Consider the following 16,283-nt stretch of genomic DNA (forward strand, 5'->3'; position numbering starts at 1 on the left):
CTGGATTGCATCGTCAGACTGGCGTCTGGAAGTGGGCATATGCACGAGGCAATGGCGTCTCGTGCGTCTAGTGTGTTTTGGCGCCTTAACCCGAGTGAGGAAGTTCGACGGTCACATGAAGACGATCGAATGGAGCAAGGCGTCCGTCATTCAGAGTCTGCAATTGGACGGCGGCGGTGAGACAAAATGGGTTGTCCCGGGAAGATTCTTTGAGCAGTTCAACCAGGCGCTCGACACCGTTCCTCCGCTCGCCGGAAAAGAAGCGCTTTACGCGCAATTCCGTTCGCTGATGGCGGTAGCAAGCCGGGACCCCCGAGAACAAAAACGTTCTTGTCTCTACTGCTACCGATACGGAGCGGGACGTTCGACAATCAAAATTCATTAAGGATTCGAGATGACTCAGCTCGTACATCATCCCGCGTACCTCTTCATCACGCTGATCATACTGCTGTCCGTGGCAGCCGCGCTCGGTTCAATCGGTCTGCTACGCGCCATCCCGCTTTCGGACGACGCGCGCGACAACTACAACGTTGTTCAGGGAGCCACGCTCACCCTGCTTGCACTCCTGATTGGATTCACGCTCTCGATGGCAGTGAGCCGCTACGACCAGCGCAAGAATTACGAGGAAGAGGAAGCGAACGCCATCGGCACCCAGTACTTGCGGGCTCAGTTGCTCGGCGAACCGCGAGCCGCAAAGGTCAAGGCCCTGCTGCGTGACTACGTGCAACTGCGCATTGAGTACTACAAGACGCGCGACGCACGCGAACTGGATACCATCAATGGGAAGACTGCTGAACTTCAGAACCAGTTATGGGCGAACGTGCGAGAAGCGGCCATCGCGCAACCGACCCCGATTGCAGCGCTCGTCGTAGCCGGAATGAATGACGTCATCAACACCCAGGGCTATACGCAGGCGGCATGGCTCAATCGCATTCCCGTCTCCGCATGGACGCTCATGATAGCCATCGCGTTCTTCAGCAACCTGATGCAGGGGTACGGCGTGCATGGTGCGACCGGGCGGCGTGTACTCCTGTTTGTGCTGCCCATCACGGTATCGCTGTCGCTATCGCTTATCGCCGACATCGACAGTCCTCGCGGAGGGCTCATCCGCGTCGTTCCACAGAATCTCATTAGCTTGCAGCAGTCGCTGCCTACGAACTGACCTGATAGACAGCAATTGGCTAATTTTTAAATGGAAATATTTGGGACCACGGCGATGCCGCGCCAGGCTTAGGCGCTGTAACGTTACGTTCCGAGCAATCGCGCCAACTACCGCCTACCCTGCTGGCAAACGCGCTTATCGATGTGGGGATTCCGGCAATCACGCCTGAGATCGGCGCTGCGCGCGTCTTCGATTTCGACATGATCCCTTTGTTCGTCGAAGGCACGATGAATGTGCTCAAGCGCTACAGTGTCGTTTCTGGCCCGATGGGACGCACCGGGCGGGATGTCGGCATCTTTGTCGGCAATAGCGCGCACACGATCATGACAACGCATGGCGGATTCGTCGAATTGCTGGTCAAGCTGAACGACAAGGTCAAGGCGGGGCAGAAAGTGGCGATTCAGCGCAATACCTTCGGCGAAGTGGTCGCGGAGTATACGACGGAGGTTGCGGGCGAAGTGACAGGGCGCCGTAACGATGCGACAGCAGAGCCTCGCATTCCCCTCGTTATGGTTCTTTATCAGAGCCCGGCCAGGGAGAATCCGGAGGATTACTCCGAGTGATGTTGGGCCAACATTCACGAGACACTCACGCCGCGCGCAAGGCACGACGTATCAAACGCGTAATCCCCGGCTCTTGAGCCGGTAAACGAGTTGCGCGCGCGTGATACCGAGGCTGCGCGCCGCCGCCGAGAGGTTGCCCGAGGCCTGTCGCACAGCGCTCTTGAGCAAGGCCGATTCGATGTCGTCGAGTGAGAGCGGCGCGCCATCGCTTTCGGTGCCCATCAAGAGACTCGTGACCTTGCGCGTGACGCGCTCGGCCTCGTCGCCCGAGCCTGCGCCCGCAAGCTCATTGAGCTTGTCGGAGGGCAGCAGGCTGCCATGCTCGTCCACGCCGAACAGTGACAGGTCGAACGTTTCCCCGCTGATAAAGAGATGACCAACGTCGATGGGTCCGTCGTCGGCCGCGAGTATCACGCCGCGCTCCACGATGTTCTCCAGCTCGCGAATGTTGCCGGGCCAGTTGTAGCTAAGCATGGCGTCAATCGCGCGGCTCGTGAAGCCCGAGACCTTGCGCCCGTGACGCTCGCGATACTTGCGCAGCAAATGATTCAGCAGCACCGGCAAGTCCTCCTTGCGCTCGCGCAGCGAAGGCACGCGAATAGGAAACACGTTGAGCCGGAAATAGAGGTCTTCGCGAAAGCGCCCCGCACGCACTTCATCGCGCAGGTCGAGGTTCGTTGCTGCGACGACGCGCACGTCCACGCGGCGCGTTTGCGTATCGCCCAGGCGCTCGATCTCGCCCTCCTGCAGCGTGCGCAGCAACTTGCCCTGCGCCGTCATGGTGAGAATGCCGATCTCATCGAGAAAAAGTGTGCCGCCGTTCGCGCGCTCGAAGCGGCCAGGGCGGCTTTGCGTGGCGTCTGTGAAGCCACCCTTCTCTACGCCGAACAGTTCCGACTCGACCAGCGATTCCGGAATCGCCGCGCAATTCACGGCGACGAACGCGCCCGCGCCGCGGTTGCTGATGCGATGGAGCGTGCGCGCGAACACTTCCTTACCTACGCCGCTCTCACCGAGAAACAGCACCGTCGCGCGAGTGGCCGCCACGCGGCGGATCATGTGGCATACGGCATTGAAGCCCGGCGATGCGCCAACCATATTGACGTCGCCGAACGCGGTGGGTGTGGCAGGCGCCTCGCGCGGTGCGAACGCATCGTAGGAGCTTACGGATTCCGTACGATCGCCGTCCGCTGCCAGGCCTTGCGTAAATGCCTGCGCTTTCAGGAAGCGAAGATCGTTGGCGGCTTCCTCGCCCCACTCCTCGATCGGCTTGCCGATGATGCGGCAATACGCTTGCCCGAGCGCGCGGCACTCCACCTCGCGATAGAGAATGGGGCGGCCCATGAACACACTCGTATAGCCGCTGGCGTAGCCGATCTGCGTCCAGCACACGGGCTCCGCGCCGATGCCGTAAATGCGCACGTGCTCCTCGTCTTCGGCGCAGCCCTTCCAGAGAAACTCGCCGTAGTACTGGCCTTTTTCGACATCGATCTCGAGCCGCACGGGCTCGACCTCGGTCAGCCCTTCGAGCATATGGAGCTGCGGCCCGACGGCGAACATCTCGGTGACATTGTTCTCGGGGCGCACCTTGGCCGCCAGTTCGGCGTCACGCGCGCCGGAGTTGTAGCCCATGCGTGTGAGCAGCCCGCGCGCCGCGTCAATGCCGAGGCTGTCGATCAGCTCACGCCGCAGCGTGCCGAGCGACTGTGCGTGCAGCAGCACCATGCGCTGGTCGTCGAGCCAGATGCGTCCGTTGCCGGGCGCAAAGCGCAGGCGCGACATGAGGTCGGCGATATCGGGATAGCGCAGGCTGTCCACGCGCGCGCCCTTTGGCGTCACGAGCTTCATCGCTTCCTCTGCCTGCTCTGACTTGCGCTGCGTGCCCATGCTGCCGTGCCCCCTCCATCGATGAACGGCCCCACGATAGGGGAAGCCGCGTGGCCGCGCAAGGCGGATTTGTGCGTGTCGGCAAGGCCCGCGGGTTATCCCCGATGCTCGTTTGATCAAACGATTTCGGCCTCATCAAGCGGCACTCGATCATTTGGTCGATCCGCCGGCGTGGCGCCCTGAGGACGCCGCAACGCGTCATGAAGCGCCGTGTGCGCGCCAACTCCCGGACGCAAAAGACCTTTCGCCCGCCAAGCCGTGCTCGGGCCACGCCACGAACCGCACCCTGGCCCGCTCATTGCATAAAGGGAATACAGCGCGGCCCATTGCACGAAAACATCCAGCGGCCGCGAGACTGAACAAAAACGGAGGAGGCAATGAGCAAACTGCAAGCGCATGCGCCAGCACTCGATCGGCCCTTCGACGTGGCGCGGCGCTATGTGCGTCTCAAGTCGCGCCGCGACGACGGCTTCGTCGAGTTCGACTTTTCGATTGGCGATCCACGCATCTGCGTGGAGCTCGTGATGCGCGAGCCCGATTATCGCGCGTTCTGCAATGCGCACGATGTCGTGTGGCTTTCCACCGTGGAAGCGGCCGCACTCGACGCCGAAGAACTCAAGTGGCGCTACGGCCTGCCCGGCTTAGCCGAATAAAGGCGGTAACGCCGTCCCCATTCGACCGATGACACGGAGGAGCACGAGATGCAAATCGATATCAAGACCTCGGCAGTACAGCCGGTCCGGCAGACGTTCTCGCATATCGCGCGGCGCCTCGGCGCCGACAAGCCCGCCTCGCGCTACCAGGAGGCGACGTTCGACCTGCAGCCCGAGGCCAACTTTCACTATCGCCCGCTGTGGCAGCCGCAATACGAGCTTTACGACAAGGCGCGCACTGCTATTCGCATGAACGACTGGTACGCGTTCAAGGACCCGCGCCAGTACTACTACGGCGCCTATACGATCGCACGCTCGCGTCAGCAGGAGACGATGGAGAAGAACATCGAGTTCGTCACCAGGCGGACGTTGCTCTCCGGGTTGCCGGAAGAGCAGAAGCGGCGCGTCGCTTCGCTCATGGTGCCGCTGCGCCACGTGGAGTGGGCGGCGAACACGAACAACTGCTTCGTCACCGCCTATGGCTGGGGCACCGCCATCACGCAGGCCACGATGTATCACAGCATGGACCGCCTCGGCCTCGCCCAGTATCTCTCGCGCATCGGCTTGCTGCTCGATGGCAACCTCGGCACCTCGCTCGTGGCGGGCAAGGAGGCCTGGCTCGAAGCGCCGATGTGGCAGCCCCTGCGCCGCCTCGTGGAAGACCTCATGGCAGTGCAGGACTGGTTCGAGACGTTCACGGCGCAGAACGCGGTGATCGACGGCCTGCTCTACCCTCTCGTGTACCGCCATATCGACGCGCGGCTCTGCGCGCAATGCGGCGCGGGGCTCAGCATGCTCAACGAATTCGCGATCGGCTGGTTCGACGAAACGAACCGCTGGGTGGACGCCACGCTGAAAACCGCGGCGGCCGAATCGCCGGAAAACGCGGCGCTGCTCTCGTGCTGGGTGGAGATGTGGCACGGCCGCACGCTCGACGCCTTGCATCCGCTCGCCGTGGAAGCGCTGGGCGCCGAGGGCGCCGCTGCGGCGCTCGCGGAAATCGATACGGCCTTTACGGCGCGCATCACGAAGCTTGGTATCGCCATCGCGACGCCGGGCGAACGCACGGAGGCAAATCATGGCTGACACCGTTTTCATTGCCTTCCAGACCAATGACGACTCGCGGCCCATCGTCGAAGCCATTGCCGAGGACAACCCGCATGCCGTGGTCAACGCCCTGCCCGCCATGGTCAAGATCGATGCGCAAGGCCGCCTCGTAATCAGGCGCGAATCGATCGAAGCGCGCATTGGCCGGCCGTTCGACTTGCGCGAGCTGCAACTGAACCTGATCTCGCTCTCCGGCAACATCGACGAAACCGACGACGAATTCATCCTGGCGTGGAACGCCTGATCAAACACTAGGAGCATGACGATGAGCACGCCCAATACCGCGCCGAAAAAACTCAGCATTAAGGAAAACTACGCCATGCTCACGCGCGGTCTCGCGTGGGAAACCACGTACCAGCCGATGGACGCAATTTTCCCGTACGACCGCTTCGAAGGCATCAAGGTGCACGACTGGGACCGCTGGGAAGACCCGTTCCGCCTCACGATGGACGCCTACTGGAAATATCAGGGCGAAAAGGAACGCAAGCTCTACGCGATTATCGACGCATTCCAGCAGAACAACGGCCAGTTCAACGTGACCGACCCGCGCTATATCAACGCGCTCAAGCTGTTTCTCACGGGCGTGAGCCCGCTCGAATATGCGGCGCATCGCGGCTTCGCACTCGCAGGCCGTAACTTTCGCGGCGCGGGGGCGCGCATTGCCTGCCAGATGCAGGCCATCGATGAACTGCGCCACGCGCAGACGCAGGTCCACACGATCAGCCAGTACAACAAGTTCTTCAACGGCTTTCATGACTTCAGGCACATGCACGACCGCGTCTGGTATCTGTCCGTGCCGAAGTCGTATTTCGAGGACGCGATGAGCGCCGGGCCGTTCGAATTCGTCACCGCCATTTCATTCTCTTTCGAATATGTGCTCACGAACCTGCTTTTCATGCCGTTCATGTCGGGCGCGGCGTTCAACGGCGACATGGCGACGGTCACGTTCGGCTTTTCGGCGCAGTCGGATGAATCGCGCCACATGACGCTGGGCCTCGAAGTCGTGAAGTTTCTGCTCGAGCAGGACCCCGGCAACGTGCCGATCATCCAGAAATGGATCGACAAGTGGTTCTGGCGCGGTTACCGCCTGCTCACGCTCATCGCGATGATGATGGACTACATGCTGCCCAAGCGCATCATGTCGTGGCAGGAAGCGTGGGAAACCTACTTCGAGCAAAACGGCGGCGCGCTCTTTCACGACCTGGAGCGCTACGGCATCCGCCTGCCCAAGTATCACGACGTTGCGACGAAAGAGAAGGATCGCCTCTCGCACGAGGCGTGGGGCATCTTCTACAACTACACCCACGCCGCGGCCATGCACACGTGGATCCCCACCGACGACGAAATGGACTGGCTCGCGCAGAAGTACCCCGCGACCTTCGACAAGCTCTACCGCCCGCGCTACGAATACTGGCGCCGCCAGCAGCAGGAAGGCAAGCGCTTCTACAACGACTCGCTGCCCATGCTGTGCCAGGTGTGCCAGATCCCGATGGCGTTCACCGAGCCCGACGATCCCACCAAAACCTGCTACCGCGAGAGCGATTACCTGGGCAACAAGTTCCACTTCTGCTCGGACGGCTGCAAGGACATCTTCGACAACGAGCCCGAGAAATACGTGCAGGCGTGGCTGCCCGTGCACCAGATCTACCAGGGCAACTGCTTCGAAGCCGACGTCGACCCCACCGCGCCCGGCTTCGACCCGATGCGCGAGGTGCTGCGTTACTACCACATCGAGCCGGGCGCGGACGGCCACGAATTCGAGGACTCGCCAGACTGCGCGAACTGGCGGCGCTGGACCGGCAAGGCGGCATACGGCGGCGAAACCGCGAAGGAAGCCGCACAGGAAGACAAGCAGGAAGAACGACGCGATCGCCGCGCTGCATGACGCGTGCGTCGCCCGACATAACTTCACGGAGACACATCATGGCTGTTGTCGCATTGAACGAAGGCTACGCAGGGCCGGTGCGCGACCGCGTGGAAAACTTCCACGGCAGCCAGTTGCTGTACGTGGGCTGGGAGGACCATCTCATGTTCTGCGCGCCGCATTGCCTCGCCGTCGCGCCGGACATGACATTCGGTACGCTCGCACACGAAGTGATTCCCGCGATGTATGGCATGCATCCGGACTGGTCCTCGGTGCAACCGGAAAGCATCGAATGGTTCCGCTCGCGCGAGCGCTTCATACCCGACTTCAACGCGAGCCTCGCCGCGAACGGGCTCGGCCACAAGGCGCTGCTGCGTCTGCGCACGCCCGGCCTCACGGGCATTGGCGGCTCGCATAGCTAGCGCGGGAGACACGCATCATGAGCTATCAATTGACCATCGAACCGATCGGCCAGACGATCGAGATCGAAGAGGACCAGACGCTGCTCGACGCCTGCCTGCGCGCGGGCGTGTGGCTGCCGCATGCGTGCTGCCACGGTCTGTGCGCGACGTGCAAGGTACAGGTGGTGGACGGCGAGATCGAGCACGGCGAGGCTTCGCCGTTCGCGCTCATGGACTTCGAGCGCGACGAACGCAAGTGCCTCGCCTGCTGCGCACGCGTGCAGTCGGACGTGACGATCGAAGCGGACATCGACGAAGACCCGGACGCACGCCACTTCCCGGTGCGCGACCACGTGGGGCGCGTGGCCGAGGTCGTCGATCTCACGCCGACCATCAAGGGCATTTTCGTCGAACTGCAAGGCGAAGGCATGGCCTTTCAGGCAGGCCAGTACGTGAACGTCCAGATACCGGGCGAGAGCGTGCCGCGTGCGTTCTCGCTCGCGGGCGAGCCCGGCAGCGCGGTGCGTATCGAACTCAACGTACGTCTCGTGCCCGGCGGCAAGGGCACGACCTGGTTGCACGAGCAACTGAATGTGGGCGATACGCTGCGTTTCTCGGGACCATTCGGCCGCTTTTTCGTGCGCGCTTCGGACCCGCAACCCGTCATCCTGATCGCGGGCGGCTCGGGGCTCTCGAGTCCGCGCTCGATGCTGCTCGATCTGCTAGCGCAAGGCGACACGCGCCCCATCACCCTGCTCTACGGCGCGCGCAGCCGCAGTGAGCTCTACTATCACGAAGCGTTCACGGCGCTTGCCCAGCGCCATGCGAATTTCATCTATGTGCCCGCACTCTCCGACGAGCCCGCCGATTCAGGCTGGGAAGGCTTTCGCGGCTACGTCCACGACGCAGCGCGCGAGCATTTTTCAGGCGACTTCCGCGGCCACAAGGCGTACCTCTGCGGGCCGCCAGTAATGATCGAAGCGGCGATCCGAACCCTCATGCAAGGGCAGCTGTTCGAGCGCGACATCTACACGGAGAAGTTCCTCACGCACGCGGACGGCGCGCAGGGCGCGGCGCGTAGCCCGCTGTTCAAGTCCATTTGAACATCTATCCCGGCAACAATATCGAAGGAGACCGCATCATGAACCACCAGGCCATCGACACGCTGCTTGCCAGCATGAGCGAACCCACCGCCGGCGCGGCGAACCCGCGCACGAAGGCTATCGTCGATCGCATCGTGCGCGATCTGTTTTATACGGTCGAGGACTTCGACGTCTCGGCGAGCGAGTTCTGGACCGCCCTCAACTACCTGGCCGACGCCGGGCCGGAATTGGGCCTCATTGCCGCAGGCCTCGGCTTCGAACACTTTCTTGATATGCGGCTCGACGAGGCCGAGTCGATGCTGGGCCTTGAAGGCGGCACGCCGCGCACGATCGAAGGCCCGCTCTACGTGGCGGGCGCGCCGGAATCCACCGGCTACGCGCGGCTCGACAACGGCTCGTGCCCCGGCGAAACGCTCCTTATGCGTGGGCGGGTGCGCGGCGAAAACGGACAACCGGTTGCGGGCGCGCTCGTGGAGGTCTGGCACGCGAACCATCTCGGCAACTACTCGTACTTCGATCAGTCGCAGCCGCCGTTTCATCTGCGGGCGTCGATCCGCACCGACGCCGAAGGCCGCTACAGCTTCCGCAGCATCGTGCCGGTGGGCTACAGCGTGCCGCCCACTGGCAAGACGCAGCAGTTGCTCGACCAGCTCGGCCGTCACGGCCACCGCCCCGCGCACATCCACTTCTTCGTTAGCGCGCCCAACCACCGCAAGCTGACCACGCAGATCAACATCGCAGGCGACCCGCACCTCTGGGACGACTTCGCGTTCGCCACGCGTGAGGGGCTCGTACCCGCCGTCAAGCGTCAAGACGCGGGCGACGGCAAGCCGTTGGGCATCGAGGGCGAATTCGCGCTCATCGACTTCGACTTCAGGCTCAGCCGCGAGCGGGAAGCGGCGCCGAGCACCGAAATCGAACGCCTGCGCGCCGCCGCATAGCGGGCGCATGCGTCATGCAGGCCAGGCGGGCGGCCGCCGCATTCTGGGAGGAACGGTGATGAAGATCGTCAGGCAAGACGCATGGACCTGCACACTCGAATTGATCGAGCGCCTTTCGTCCGGGGCCGCCATGCGCGCGGCGCCCTGCACGCCAACGCGCACGGTAACATGTAACGCCGCGCGCATGGAGTTCGTGGAGCGACTCTCGCCCACGATCGTCACGTTCAACTGGCGCGACGCGACTTCGGGATGCTACGGCGAGCAGCTCTGGCACCTCACCACCGCGCGCGCCCGCGCCAGTTGCATGCTGAGCGGTGCGCCAATCCGCAGAGGCAGCGCGGTTTATCGCCCGCGCCTGCGCGGGCGACGGGCCGCCAACGCGGACTGGATCGTACTTGCGGCGACGATCGACCGTATCGAAGGCGAGTCGTCCGGCTCAATCGATTAGCAGATCAACATAAATCAGCATGACGTAGAGCGAAAAGAGGATTCGGCGACAGCGGTTGATCGCCTTCCGTGTTTGGCCTGCAAGGCAGCGTGCTCTACGCGTTCGGCAATGTGACAGGCAATTTCCAGGCGGGCAAGCTTGCTCAAGCGAATACGGCAATGGGCAGAACGCCCATCGAAACCCGCGATTCGTGCGGCGGGAAGATATACCAGCCGCCATCGTCGTGACGGAAAAAGAACATACCGACTTCGCCCACGGCACAAACCGTACTGACATAGACGCAAGACCGCCGCCTCCTCGCGCCGTGAGCATGCCGCGTGATGCACAACTGCATCTCTGGTTGCAATGCGAGCCATTTTTCGGCCATGGCTCGCAATGACACTGGTTTCCCGTACATCTTCGTCTCCTTTCCGGCTCGCATGGCATTCGTCTGGCTCATGGCCGGCGAACTGGATAGCCGGTTGCCGTATTGATCGAACCGCCAGCGGCACTCTATGCAATGCAACAGACATGCCAAGTCTCCCCTGGCTGGGGAAGCTCGCGTGGTCGCCGCGCTGTGATGCCGGTGGGCTCGGCCTGCGCGGCGCCGGCGAGGCGGGTCACCGAGGAACAGAGGGCTGTTAGCGGATCGCGGGGTTTGATGAAATGAGCGAATACTGCCGGCAATGGCCCGCCATCGCTTCATCAATTGATGAAGCGATGGCACGAGCAGTCTGTGGAGGTTCATCCTCGAAATCGACAGCTAGTTTCCCGTTGCAGCAGTGCGCAAACGCTCCGCCCTTGTCTCCGATATCTTGAGGATGCAATGAATTAAATACTCTGCCGGTTTTGTAAGCTGCGCGTCGGGCGGCGAAAGGAGAAAGAGTTGCAACGGCGGAGGAGGAGGCTCGATTGGCAACTCTACGAAAGACCGCCCCACGACCGTATCAGTAAGCGCGAGAAGATTAAGCGAGAGCACGGCATCCGAATTCAGCGCAAGCGCGTAATAGAGCGAATACGAAGTACAAAGGGTGATCCGTTCTGGCGGCGCGAGGCCCGCATTCTGGAACATGCCGCGGACGAAGGCAGGATAGCTGGCGGTGACATCGGTGTGAATCCATTCGGCATCCTGCAGATCGGCCAGATCTTTTGCGCCTGAGAATTTTCCATGCGCACGCGTAACCAGCACCGAATCGAATGCGAAAAGCGCTTTGACTATCCCCGGTGCTTCCCCGCGATTCACGGGGAAGGCCGCCAATGCGATGTCGATGGTCCGGTTGCCCAGCCGCTCGGTCAGTTGATTGAACTCGAGTTCGCGAAACTCGACAGTCACGCGGGGCCAATGCCGGCGGAATTCGACGAAAGCTTCCACGAGCCCGGCCATACCCGCAAGCGGCGTCACACCGACGACCAACCTCCCTTCGCGTTGGCCTCTCAAATGTCCGAGATCTTCTTCGGCGCGCTCTAGTTCACGGACGATGTTGCGTGCCCGTTGCAGCAACGTCATGCCTTCCGCAGTCGGTGCCATGCCCCAGGGGTGCCGTTCAAGCAATTGAACGCCGCACTCGTTTTCCAGTTCACGAATCGCCCGGGTGACGGCCGGCTGCGTCAGGTGCAGTCGCCGCGATGCACCGTGGATGCTGCCCGTTTCGGCGGTTTCGATCAGGGCGCGCAGTTGCTGTATTTTCATAATGTGGAATAACGTGCGGTTTTGGTATTCAGATGCAAGTTTTTGATTTTTTATTTTGACCGATCGTTCGTAGTCTACGCCCTGGATTCTGAGAAACGCCAGCAGGAGGCAAAACTAATGACCCGAGCGACGACGCCCCCCGAAACGCTGCAATACGCCGAACTAGTGGAAGCATTGCGCCGTCACGAAGCACAATTCATTCAAATCCGCCACGACATCCACGCCCATCCCGAACTGGGCTTCGCGGAGAAGCGCACTTCTGCCCTCGTTGCCGAACAGCTCGCGCAATGGGGCTACGAGGTGACGACAGGCATTGGCGGCACGGGTGTCGTCGGGACGATCAAGCGCGGCGACTCGCCACGCGCCATCGGCCTGCGCGCCGACATGGACGCCCTGCCGATCCAGGAAGCGACGGGCCTGCCCTACGCGAGCACCGTTGCCCAAACGATGCACGCCTGCGGCCACGACGGGCACACCGCGGTCCTGCTCGCCGCCGCGCACCACCTCGCTACGCAGGGACAATTCGACGGCACGCTCAACGTCATTTTTCAGCCCGCCGAGGAGGGCCTTGGTGGCGCCTCACGCATGATCGACGATGGCCTTTTTCAACGATTTCCCTGTGATCAGGTCTTCGCCCTGCACAACGCACCCGGCCTCCCGGTCGGCCATTTCGCGGTGCGTCACGGCTGCATGCTGGCGTCGTCCGACACCGTGACGATCACCGTCACGGGTCGCGGCGGGCATGGTGCGATGCCTCATCTCGCGAGCGATCCGGTCGTTGCGGCAGCAAGCATCGTCATGGCGCTTCAATCGATCGTCGCGCGCAATGTCGAACCGACGCGCGCAGCGGTGGTGACGGTCGGCTCGATTCACGCGGGCAAGGCGGCTAACGTGATTCCTGCGACGGCCACGCTGGAGCTTTCGGTGCGTGCACTCGACAGCGAAACGCGCGATACGCTCGAGGCGCGCATCCGCAGCATCGCCGAACTGCAAGCGCAGTCGTACGGCTCGACTGCAACGGTCGACTACCACGCGGTCTCGCGCCCCCTCGTCAACGACCGGGCGGCAACCGATCACGCGATCGCCACCATCGAGGCACTCGTGGGCAAGGGGGCACTGACGATGATGCCCGACGCCCTGATGGGCAGCGAGGACTTCTCGTGGATGACCGAGGCGCTGCCGGGCTGCTACGTGCTGCTTGGTAACGGCGTCGGCCAGACGGGCGGCTGCCTCGTTCACAACCCGGGTTACGACTTCAACGACGCCGCGCTCAGCTGGGGCGCGGCCTGGTTTGTCGCGTTGACCGAACGCTACTTGCGCACTGAATAACCCCAGGCACGTCAGGTGATGGACCGCTGTCACTTGTCGCCCACGCGAGTCGCCGCCTTTCCTTTGCAGTTTCTGACCAACCACAAGAGCCTATAGATGTCAGCACGCAGCCTTCGGCAACATTTCTCCACCGATAACAAACGGGCCAACGAACAACGGAAGCGCTTTTCACGAGGCGCGCTGCGTGTCGGCTACGCCGCAACGCTCTGCGCGGTGAGCCAGGTGGCCTCAGCCCAGGCATCGAATCTGTTCTTCAACGACTACTTCCAGGGCGTGCCGTACGCGACAACCGATGCGTATACGCCGGGGCTCAGGCTCTATGGCGTGGTCGACGAAGCAATCGGCTTTACCAGGGGCGCCCAAACCGCCTTCGTTCAGCAAAGCGGCGGCGAGTGGACTTCAAAATTCGGCATGTACGGCGTCGAGGATCTCGGCGGCGGCTACCGTGTACGCTTCGCACTCGAAAATGGGTTCGACGCCTCCAACGGACAACTCGGCACCGCGAGCACCATGTTCAACCGCGAAGCGTGGATTGCGCTTGGCTCCGCGAAAACCGGCGAAGTGAAGCTGGGCCTGCAGGATGCCGTCGGCGTGCCACTCTTCGTAGACGTGTTCGGCGAGGTGCTGTCGATTTCGACGGTTGCCTATCTGGCCGGATGGACCTACGACCTCGGACCGGGCGCCAGCTATCAGCCGTTGCACATCTCCAACGCGATTAGCTACTCGTCGCCGTGGTACGGGCCGTTCAATGCGCAGGTCCTCGTGCAGACGCACACCCAGGATTCGACTGCGCCGACACTGACCAACCGGTCCGTCGCGGTCAATTACTTCGACGGCCACCTGTTCGGGACGATCAGCTATTTCGGCAACTATGCGGTCAACGGGCTCAATCCCTCGCAGTACGTGCGCACCGACAACATCGCCGGCGGCGTGCTCTACGATAGTGGACACTACGTGCTCTCCGCGGGCTACAGCTTCCTCGCGCCGCGGCTCGACGGCGACCGTGTTGCTTCCACTTATACGCTTGGCGCGATCTACCGCTACCAGAAGCGCAACGACTTTCGCGCAGAAGTGGTGTACCGCACCGTCGGCGGCTGGGTCGATCACTCGTACGGCGTGACGCTCGGCTATGACTACAACCTGTCCAAACGCACAGCCCTCTACGTGCGCGGCTCGGTCATCCATAACATCGGCACTGCGCCCACCTATAGCCACTATCCCTACCCTTACACGCAACAGCCCACGCTCGACAGCATCAACAATGCATACGCGGGTCAAAACGGTACGGAGTTCTACAAGACGCCGCACGTTGTGCTGCTCGGCATGTATCACAAATTTTGAGTGGCTCGCGCTACGCACGTCCATCGACTGAGGAAAAACACCATGACGATTCGCCAGCTCACCCGGCTCCCAGCCCTCCTGCTCTTGACCTTATGCGCGAATGTCGGGGCGCAGGGAGCAAGCGCCACTGCGGCGACGGCCGCCGCGACGGGCACATCCGTTGCAGCCGCGTCCGTGCCAACCGACAAGCAGTTGGCCGCCGACGTACGCCACGCACTACGCGACGCGCGCAAGCAAGGCCTGAAGTCGACGTACATACGCGTGCGCGCCCACAACGGTGCAATCACGCTGACCGGTGTCGTCGCAAGCGACAACCAGATCTCACTGGCTACGTCTGTCGCTAACAGCGTGAACGGCGTGCGTTCGGTGACAAGCAAGATCGAAATACGCGCCAACACGGGCCTGAACGGCAACCAGTAAGTGTCGCAGCGCGCGGCACGATACATCTGACGCGCGCCCACGCCCCTTTTACAGCAGCCTCAACATGAATGCAGTCAACGCCAGCGCAACGAGCGCAACGCGCACGCGTCGCTCGACGGTCGTCGCGGCCGCAGTCGGCAACGGCCTCGAGTTCTTCGATTTCACGGTCTATAGCTTCTTCGGGCCGATCATCGGCAAGCTGTTCTTTCCTGCCGACGACGAGTTCGCCTCGCTACTGATGTCGCTCGCCGCCTTTGGTGTCGGGTTCGTCATACGTCCGCTCGGCGGCATCGCGATCGGTATCTTCGCGGACCGCGCGGGCCGCAAGCCCGCGTTGCTCCTGACGGTCGCGATGATGGCGCTCGGCACCGGCCTCATCGGCCTTGCGCCCAGCTACGAACAGATCGGCATTGCAGCCCCCTTGTTAATCGTACTGGGCCGCCTGCTCCAGGGCTTTTCGGCCGGTGGCGAAGTCGGCGCGGCAACCACACTGCTGATGGAATCGGGCAACACCGGACAGCGGGGCGCGCTGGTGAGCTGGCAGATGGCAAGCCAGGGCGGCGCCGCGCTCGCGGGCGCCCTGATCGCGGTGTCGCTCTCGAAATCACTAACCCACAGTCAACTCATCGATTGGGGATGGCGGGTGCCGTTTCTGATCGGGCTCGCGATCGGGCCAGTTGGATTCTTCCTGCGCGCGCGCATCGAGGACACCTCGCAGCAGCTTCGTCCACGTGCGCACGGCTCCGCGAAATTGCGCCATCGCCTTCCGCTGCGGCAGATCGTTGCGGGCGTAATGCTGGTTGTCGGCGGCACGGCCACGATGTACACGATCGTGTTCTTTCTGCCAGCCTTTCTCACGCTGACGCTTGGCATGCCGCCCGCCACGGCTTCGCTGAGCGGTTGCGCAGCCGGTGCCATCCTGCTGGTCGGCTCGCCGCTCGCGGGCAAGCTGGCAGATCGCGTGGCGTCGCGCAAGCAACTCCTCACCAGTACGTCCGTTGCGTCGCTCCTCGCCCTGCCACTTGCGTTTTGGGCAATCGCGACCTTGCCTTCAATGGCCACCGTGCTCGCGGCAGTCTTCGTCCTGGTTGGCCTGATGACGTTGTCGACTCCAGCCGGTTTCCTGATGATCCTGGAAGCGCTGCAGCCCGAAGTGCGGGCAACTGCGCTTGGCATCATCTATGCGGTCGGAGTGAGCTTGTTCGGCGGGTTCGCGCCGTTCACAGTGGGCGCGATATGGCGTGCGACCGGAAGCTTCTACGCTCCGGCATGGTATGTAATGGGCTGTGGATGTCTCAGCCTGCTGGGTCTGCTGCTGTTCAGAGAAGCCCCTCCTTCCGGACATTAAGACGCCGCGCGGCGATCCGTACCCGTTGAGCCGCGCTGTCGGCAATT

The 16,283-nt window shown here is 62.5% G+C and carries 18 protein-coding genes; 15 read left to right on the forward strand and 3 right to left on the reverse strand.

Annotated features, from left to right (window positions below; genetic code table 11):
* Nucleotides 1–115: 115 nt before the first annotated feature.
* The 3 genes from M3I54_RS17065 to M3I54_RS17075 all read left to right on the forward strand — a co-directional run bounded on the left by M3I54_RS17065 (nucleotide 116) and on the right by M3I54_RS17075 (nucleotide 1,725).
* Nucleotides 116–385, forward strand: coding sequence for a hypothetical protein (locus tag M3I54_RS17065; protein ID WP_254337853.1), 270 nt, complete (start codon nucleotides 116–118; stop codon nucleotides 383–385).
* A 9-nt stretch (nucleotides 386–394) separates the two neighbouring features.
* Nucleotides 395–1,162, forward strand: a complete 768-nt coding sequence (locus M3I54_RS17070; RefSeq protein WP_254337855.1) for a hypothetical protein — start codon at nucleotides 395–397, stop codon at nucleotides 1,160–1,162.
* Nucleotides 1,163–1,284: 122 nt separating this feature from the next.
* Nucleotides 1,285–1,725, forward strand: coding sequence for a succinylglutamate desuccinylase/aspartoacylase family protein (locus M3I54_RS17075; RefSeq protein WP_375542156.1), 441 nt, complete (start codon nucleotides 1,285–1,287; stop codon nucleotides 1,723–1,725).
* A gap of 51 nt (nucleotides 1,726–1,776) precedes the next feature.
* On the opposite strand, the gene M3I54_RS17080 is transcribed toward M3I54_RS17075, so the two are convergent.
* A complete protein-coding gene (locus M3I54_RS17080; RefSeq protein ID WP_254337858.1) occupies nucleotides 1,777–3,612 on the reverse strand; it encodes a sigma-54-dependent Fis family transcriptional regulator in 1,836 nt (611 codons plus the stop codon).
* Nucleotides 3,613–3,989: 377 nt separating this feature from the next.
* Here M3I54_RS17080 and M3I54_RS17085 point away from each other — a divergent pair, with 377 nt between their 5' ends.
* The 8 genes from M3I54_RS17085 to M3I54_RS17120 are packed head-to-tail and all read left to right on the forward strand — an operon-like array spanning nucleotide 3,990 to nucleotide 10,129.
* Entirely contained in the window at nucleotides 3,990–4,265 is a 276-nt protein-coding gene (locus tag M3I54_RS17085) for a phenol hydroxylase subunit (protein ID WP_254337860.1), read from the forward strand.
* Between the two features lie 48 nt (nucleotides 4,266–4,313).
* Nucleotides 4,314–5,351: an aromatic/alkene monooxygenase hydroxylase subunit beta gene (locus tag M3I54_RS17090; RefSeq protein ID WP_254337862.1), complete on the forward strand. Its 1,038-nt coding sequence runs from the start codon at nucleotides 4,314–4,316 to the stop codon at nucleotides 5,349–5,351.
* Complete coding sequence (locus M3I54_RS17095; RefSeq protein ID WP_254337863.1) at nucleotides 5,344–5,616, forward strand: MmoB/DmpM family protein; 273 nt, start codon at nucleotides 5,344–5,346, stop codon at nucleotides 5,614–5,616. Before M3I54_RS17090 ends, M3I54_RS17095 begins: the two co-directional genes overlap by 8 nt.
* Before the next feature lie 21 nt (nucleotides 5,617–5,637).
* On the forward strand, nucleotides 5,638–7,257 hold the full coding sequence (locus tag M3I54_RS17100) for an aromatic/alkene/methane monooxygenase hydroxylase/oxygenase subunit alpha (RefSeq protein ID WP_254337865.1): 1,620 nt from the start codon (nucleotides 5,638–5,640) through the stop codon (nucleotides 7,255–7,257).
* Between the two features lie 38 nt (nucleotides 7,258–7,295).
* Nucleotides 7,296–7,658: a phenol hydroxylase subunit P4 gene (locus tag M3I54_RS17105; protein WP_254337867.1), complete on the forward strand. Its 363-nt coding sequence runs from the start codon at nucleotides 7,296–7,298 to the stop codon at nucleotides 7,656–7,658.
* A 17-nt stretch (nucleotides 7,659–7,675) separates the two neighbouring features.
* The gene (locus M3I54_RS17110) at nucleotides 7,676–8,740 is read left to right on the forward strand and encodes an NADH:ubiquinone reductase (Na(+)-transporting) subunit F (protein ID WP_254337869.1); all 1,065 of its coding nucleotides are present in this window, start codon (nucleotides 7,676–7,678) and stop codon (nucleotides 8,738–8,740) included.
* Between the two features lie 38 nt (nucleotides 8,741–8,778).
* Nucleotides 8,779–9,681, forward strand: coding sequence for a catechol 1,2-dioxygenase (catA, locus tag M3I54_RS17115; protein WP_254337871.1), 903 nt, complete (start codon nucleotides 8,779–8,781; stop codon nucleotides 9,679–9,681).
* A gap of 58 nt (nucleotides 9,682–9,739) precedes the next feature.
* Nucleotides 9,740–10,129: a DUF3331 domain-containing protein gene (locus M3I54_RS17120; RefSeq protein WP_254337873.1), complete on the forward strand. Its 390-nt coding sequence runs from the start codon at nucleotides 9,740–9,742 to the stop codon at nucleotides 10,127–10,129.
* Between the two features lie 142 nt (nucleotides 10,130–10,271).
* Here M3I54_RS17120 and M3I54_RS17125 read toward each other — a convergent pair whose 3' ends face one another.
* Complete coding sequence (locus tag M3I54_RS17125; RefSeq protein ID WP_254337875.1) at nucleotides 10,272–10,568, reverse strand: hypothetical protein; 297 nt, start codon at nucleotides 10,566–10,568, stop codon at nucleotides 10,272–10,274.
* Between the two features lie 303 nt (nucleotides 10,569–10,871).
* Entirely contained in the window at nucleotides 10,872–11,798 is a 927-nt protein-coding gene (locus M3I54_RS17130; RefSeq protein ID WP_254337877.1) for a LysR family transcriptional regulator, read from the reverse strand.
* Between the two features lie 117 nt (nucleotides 11,799–11,915).
* Between M3I54_RS17130 and M3I54_RS17135 the strand changes: the two genes are divergently transcribed.
* From M3I54_RS17135 to M3I54_RS17150, 4 genes are all read left to right on the forward strand, one after another.
* Complete coding sequence (locus M3I54_RS17135; RefSeq protein WP_254337879.1) at nucleotides 11,916–13,127, forward strand: M20 aminoacylase family protein; 1,212 nt, start codon at nucleotides 11,916–11,918, stop codon at nucleotides 13,125–13,127.
* 96 nt (nucleotides 13,128–13,223) lie between these two features.
* Nucleotides 13,224–14,468, forward strand: coding sequence for a porin (locus M3I54_RS17140; protein WP_254337881.1), 1,245 nt, complete (start codon nucleotides 13,224–13,226; stop codon nucleotides 14,466–14,468).
* 42 nt (nucleotides 14,469–14,510) lie between these two features.
* Nucleotides 14,511–14,888 (forward strand): BON domain-containing protein, encoded by a 378-nt coding sequence (locus M3I54_RS17145; RefSeq protein WP_254337883.1) that lies wholly within the window; start codon nucleotides 14,511–14,513, stop codon nucleotides 14,886–14,888.
* A 64-nt stretch (nucleotides 14,889–14,952) separates the two neighbouring features.
* Complete coding sequence (locus M3I54_RS17150; RefSeq protein WP_254337885.1) at nucleotides 14,953–16,236, forward strand: MFS transporter; 1,284 nt, start codon at nucleotides 14,953–14,955, stop codon at nucleotides 16,234–16,236.
* Nucleotides 16,237–16,283: the final 47 nt, after the last annotated feature.

Source organism: Paraburkholderia sp. CNPSo 3274, assembly GCF_024206475.1.
Taxonomy (GTDB): Bacteria; Pseudomonadota; Gammaproteobacteria; order Burkholderiales; family Burkholderiaceae; genus Paraburkholderia.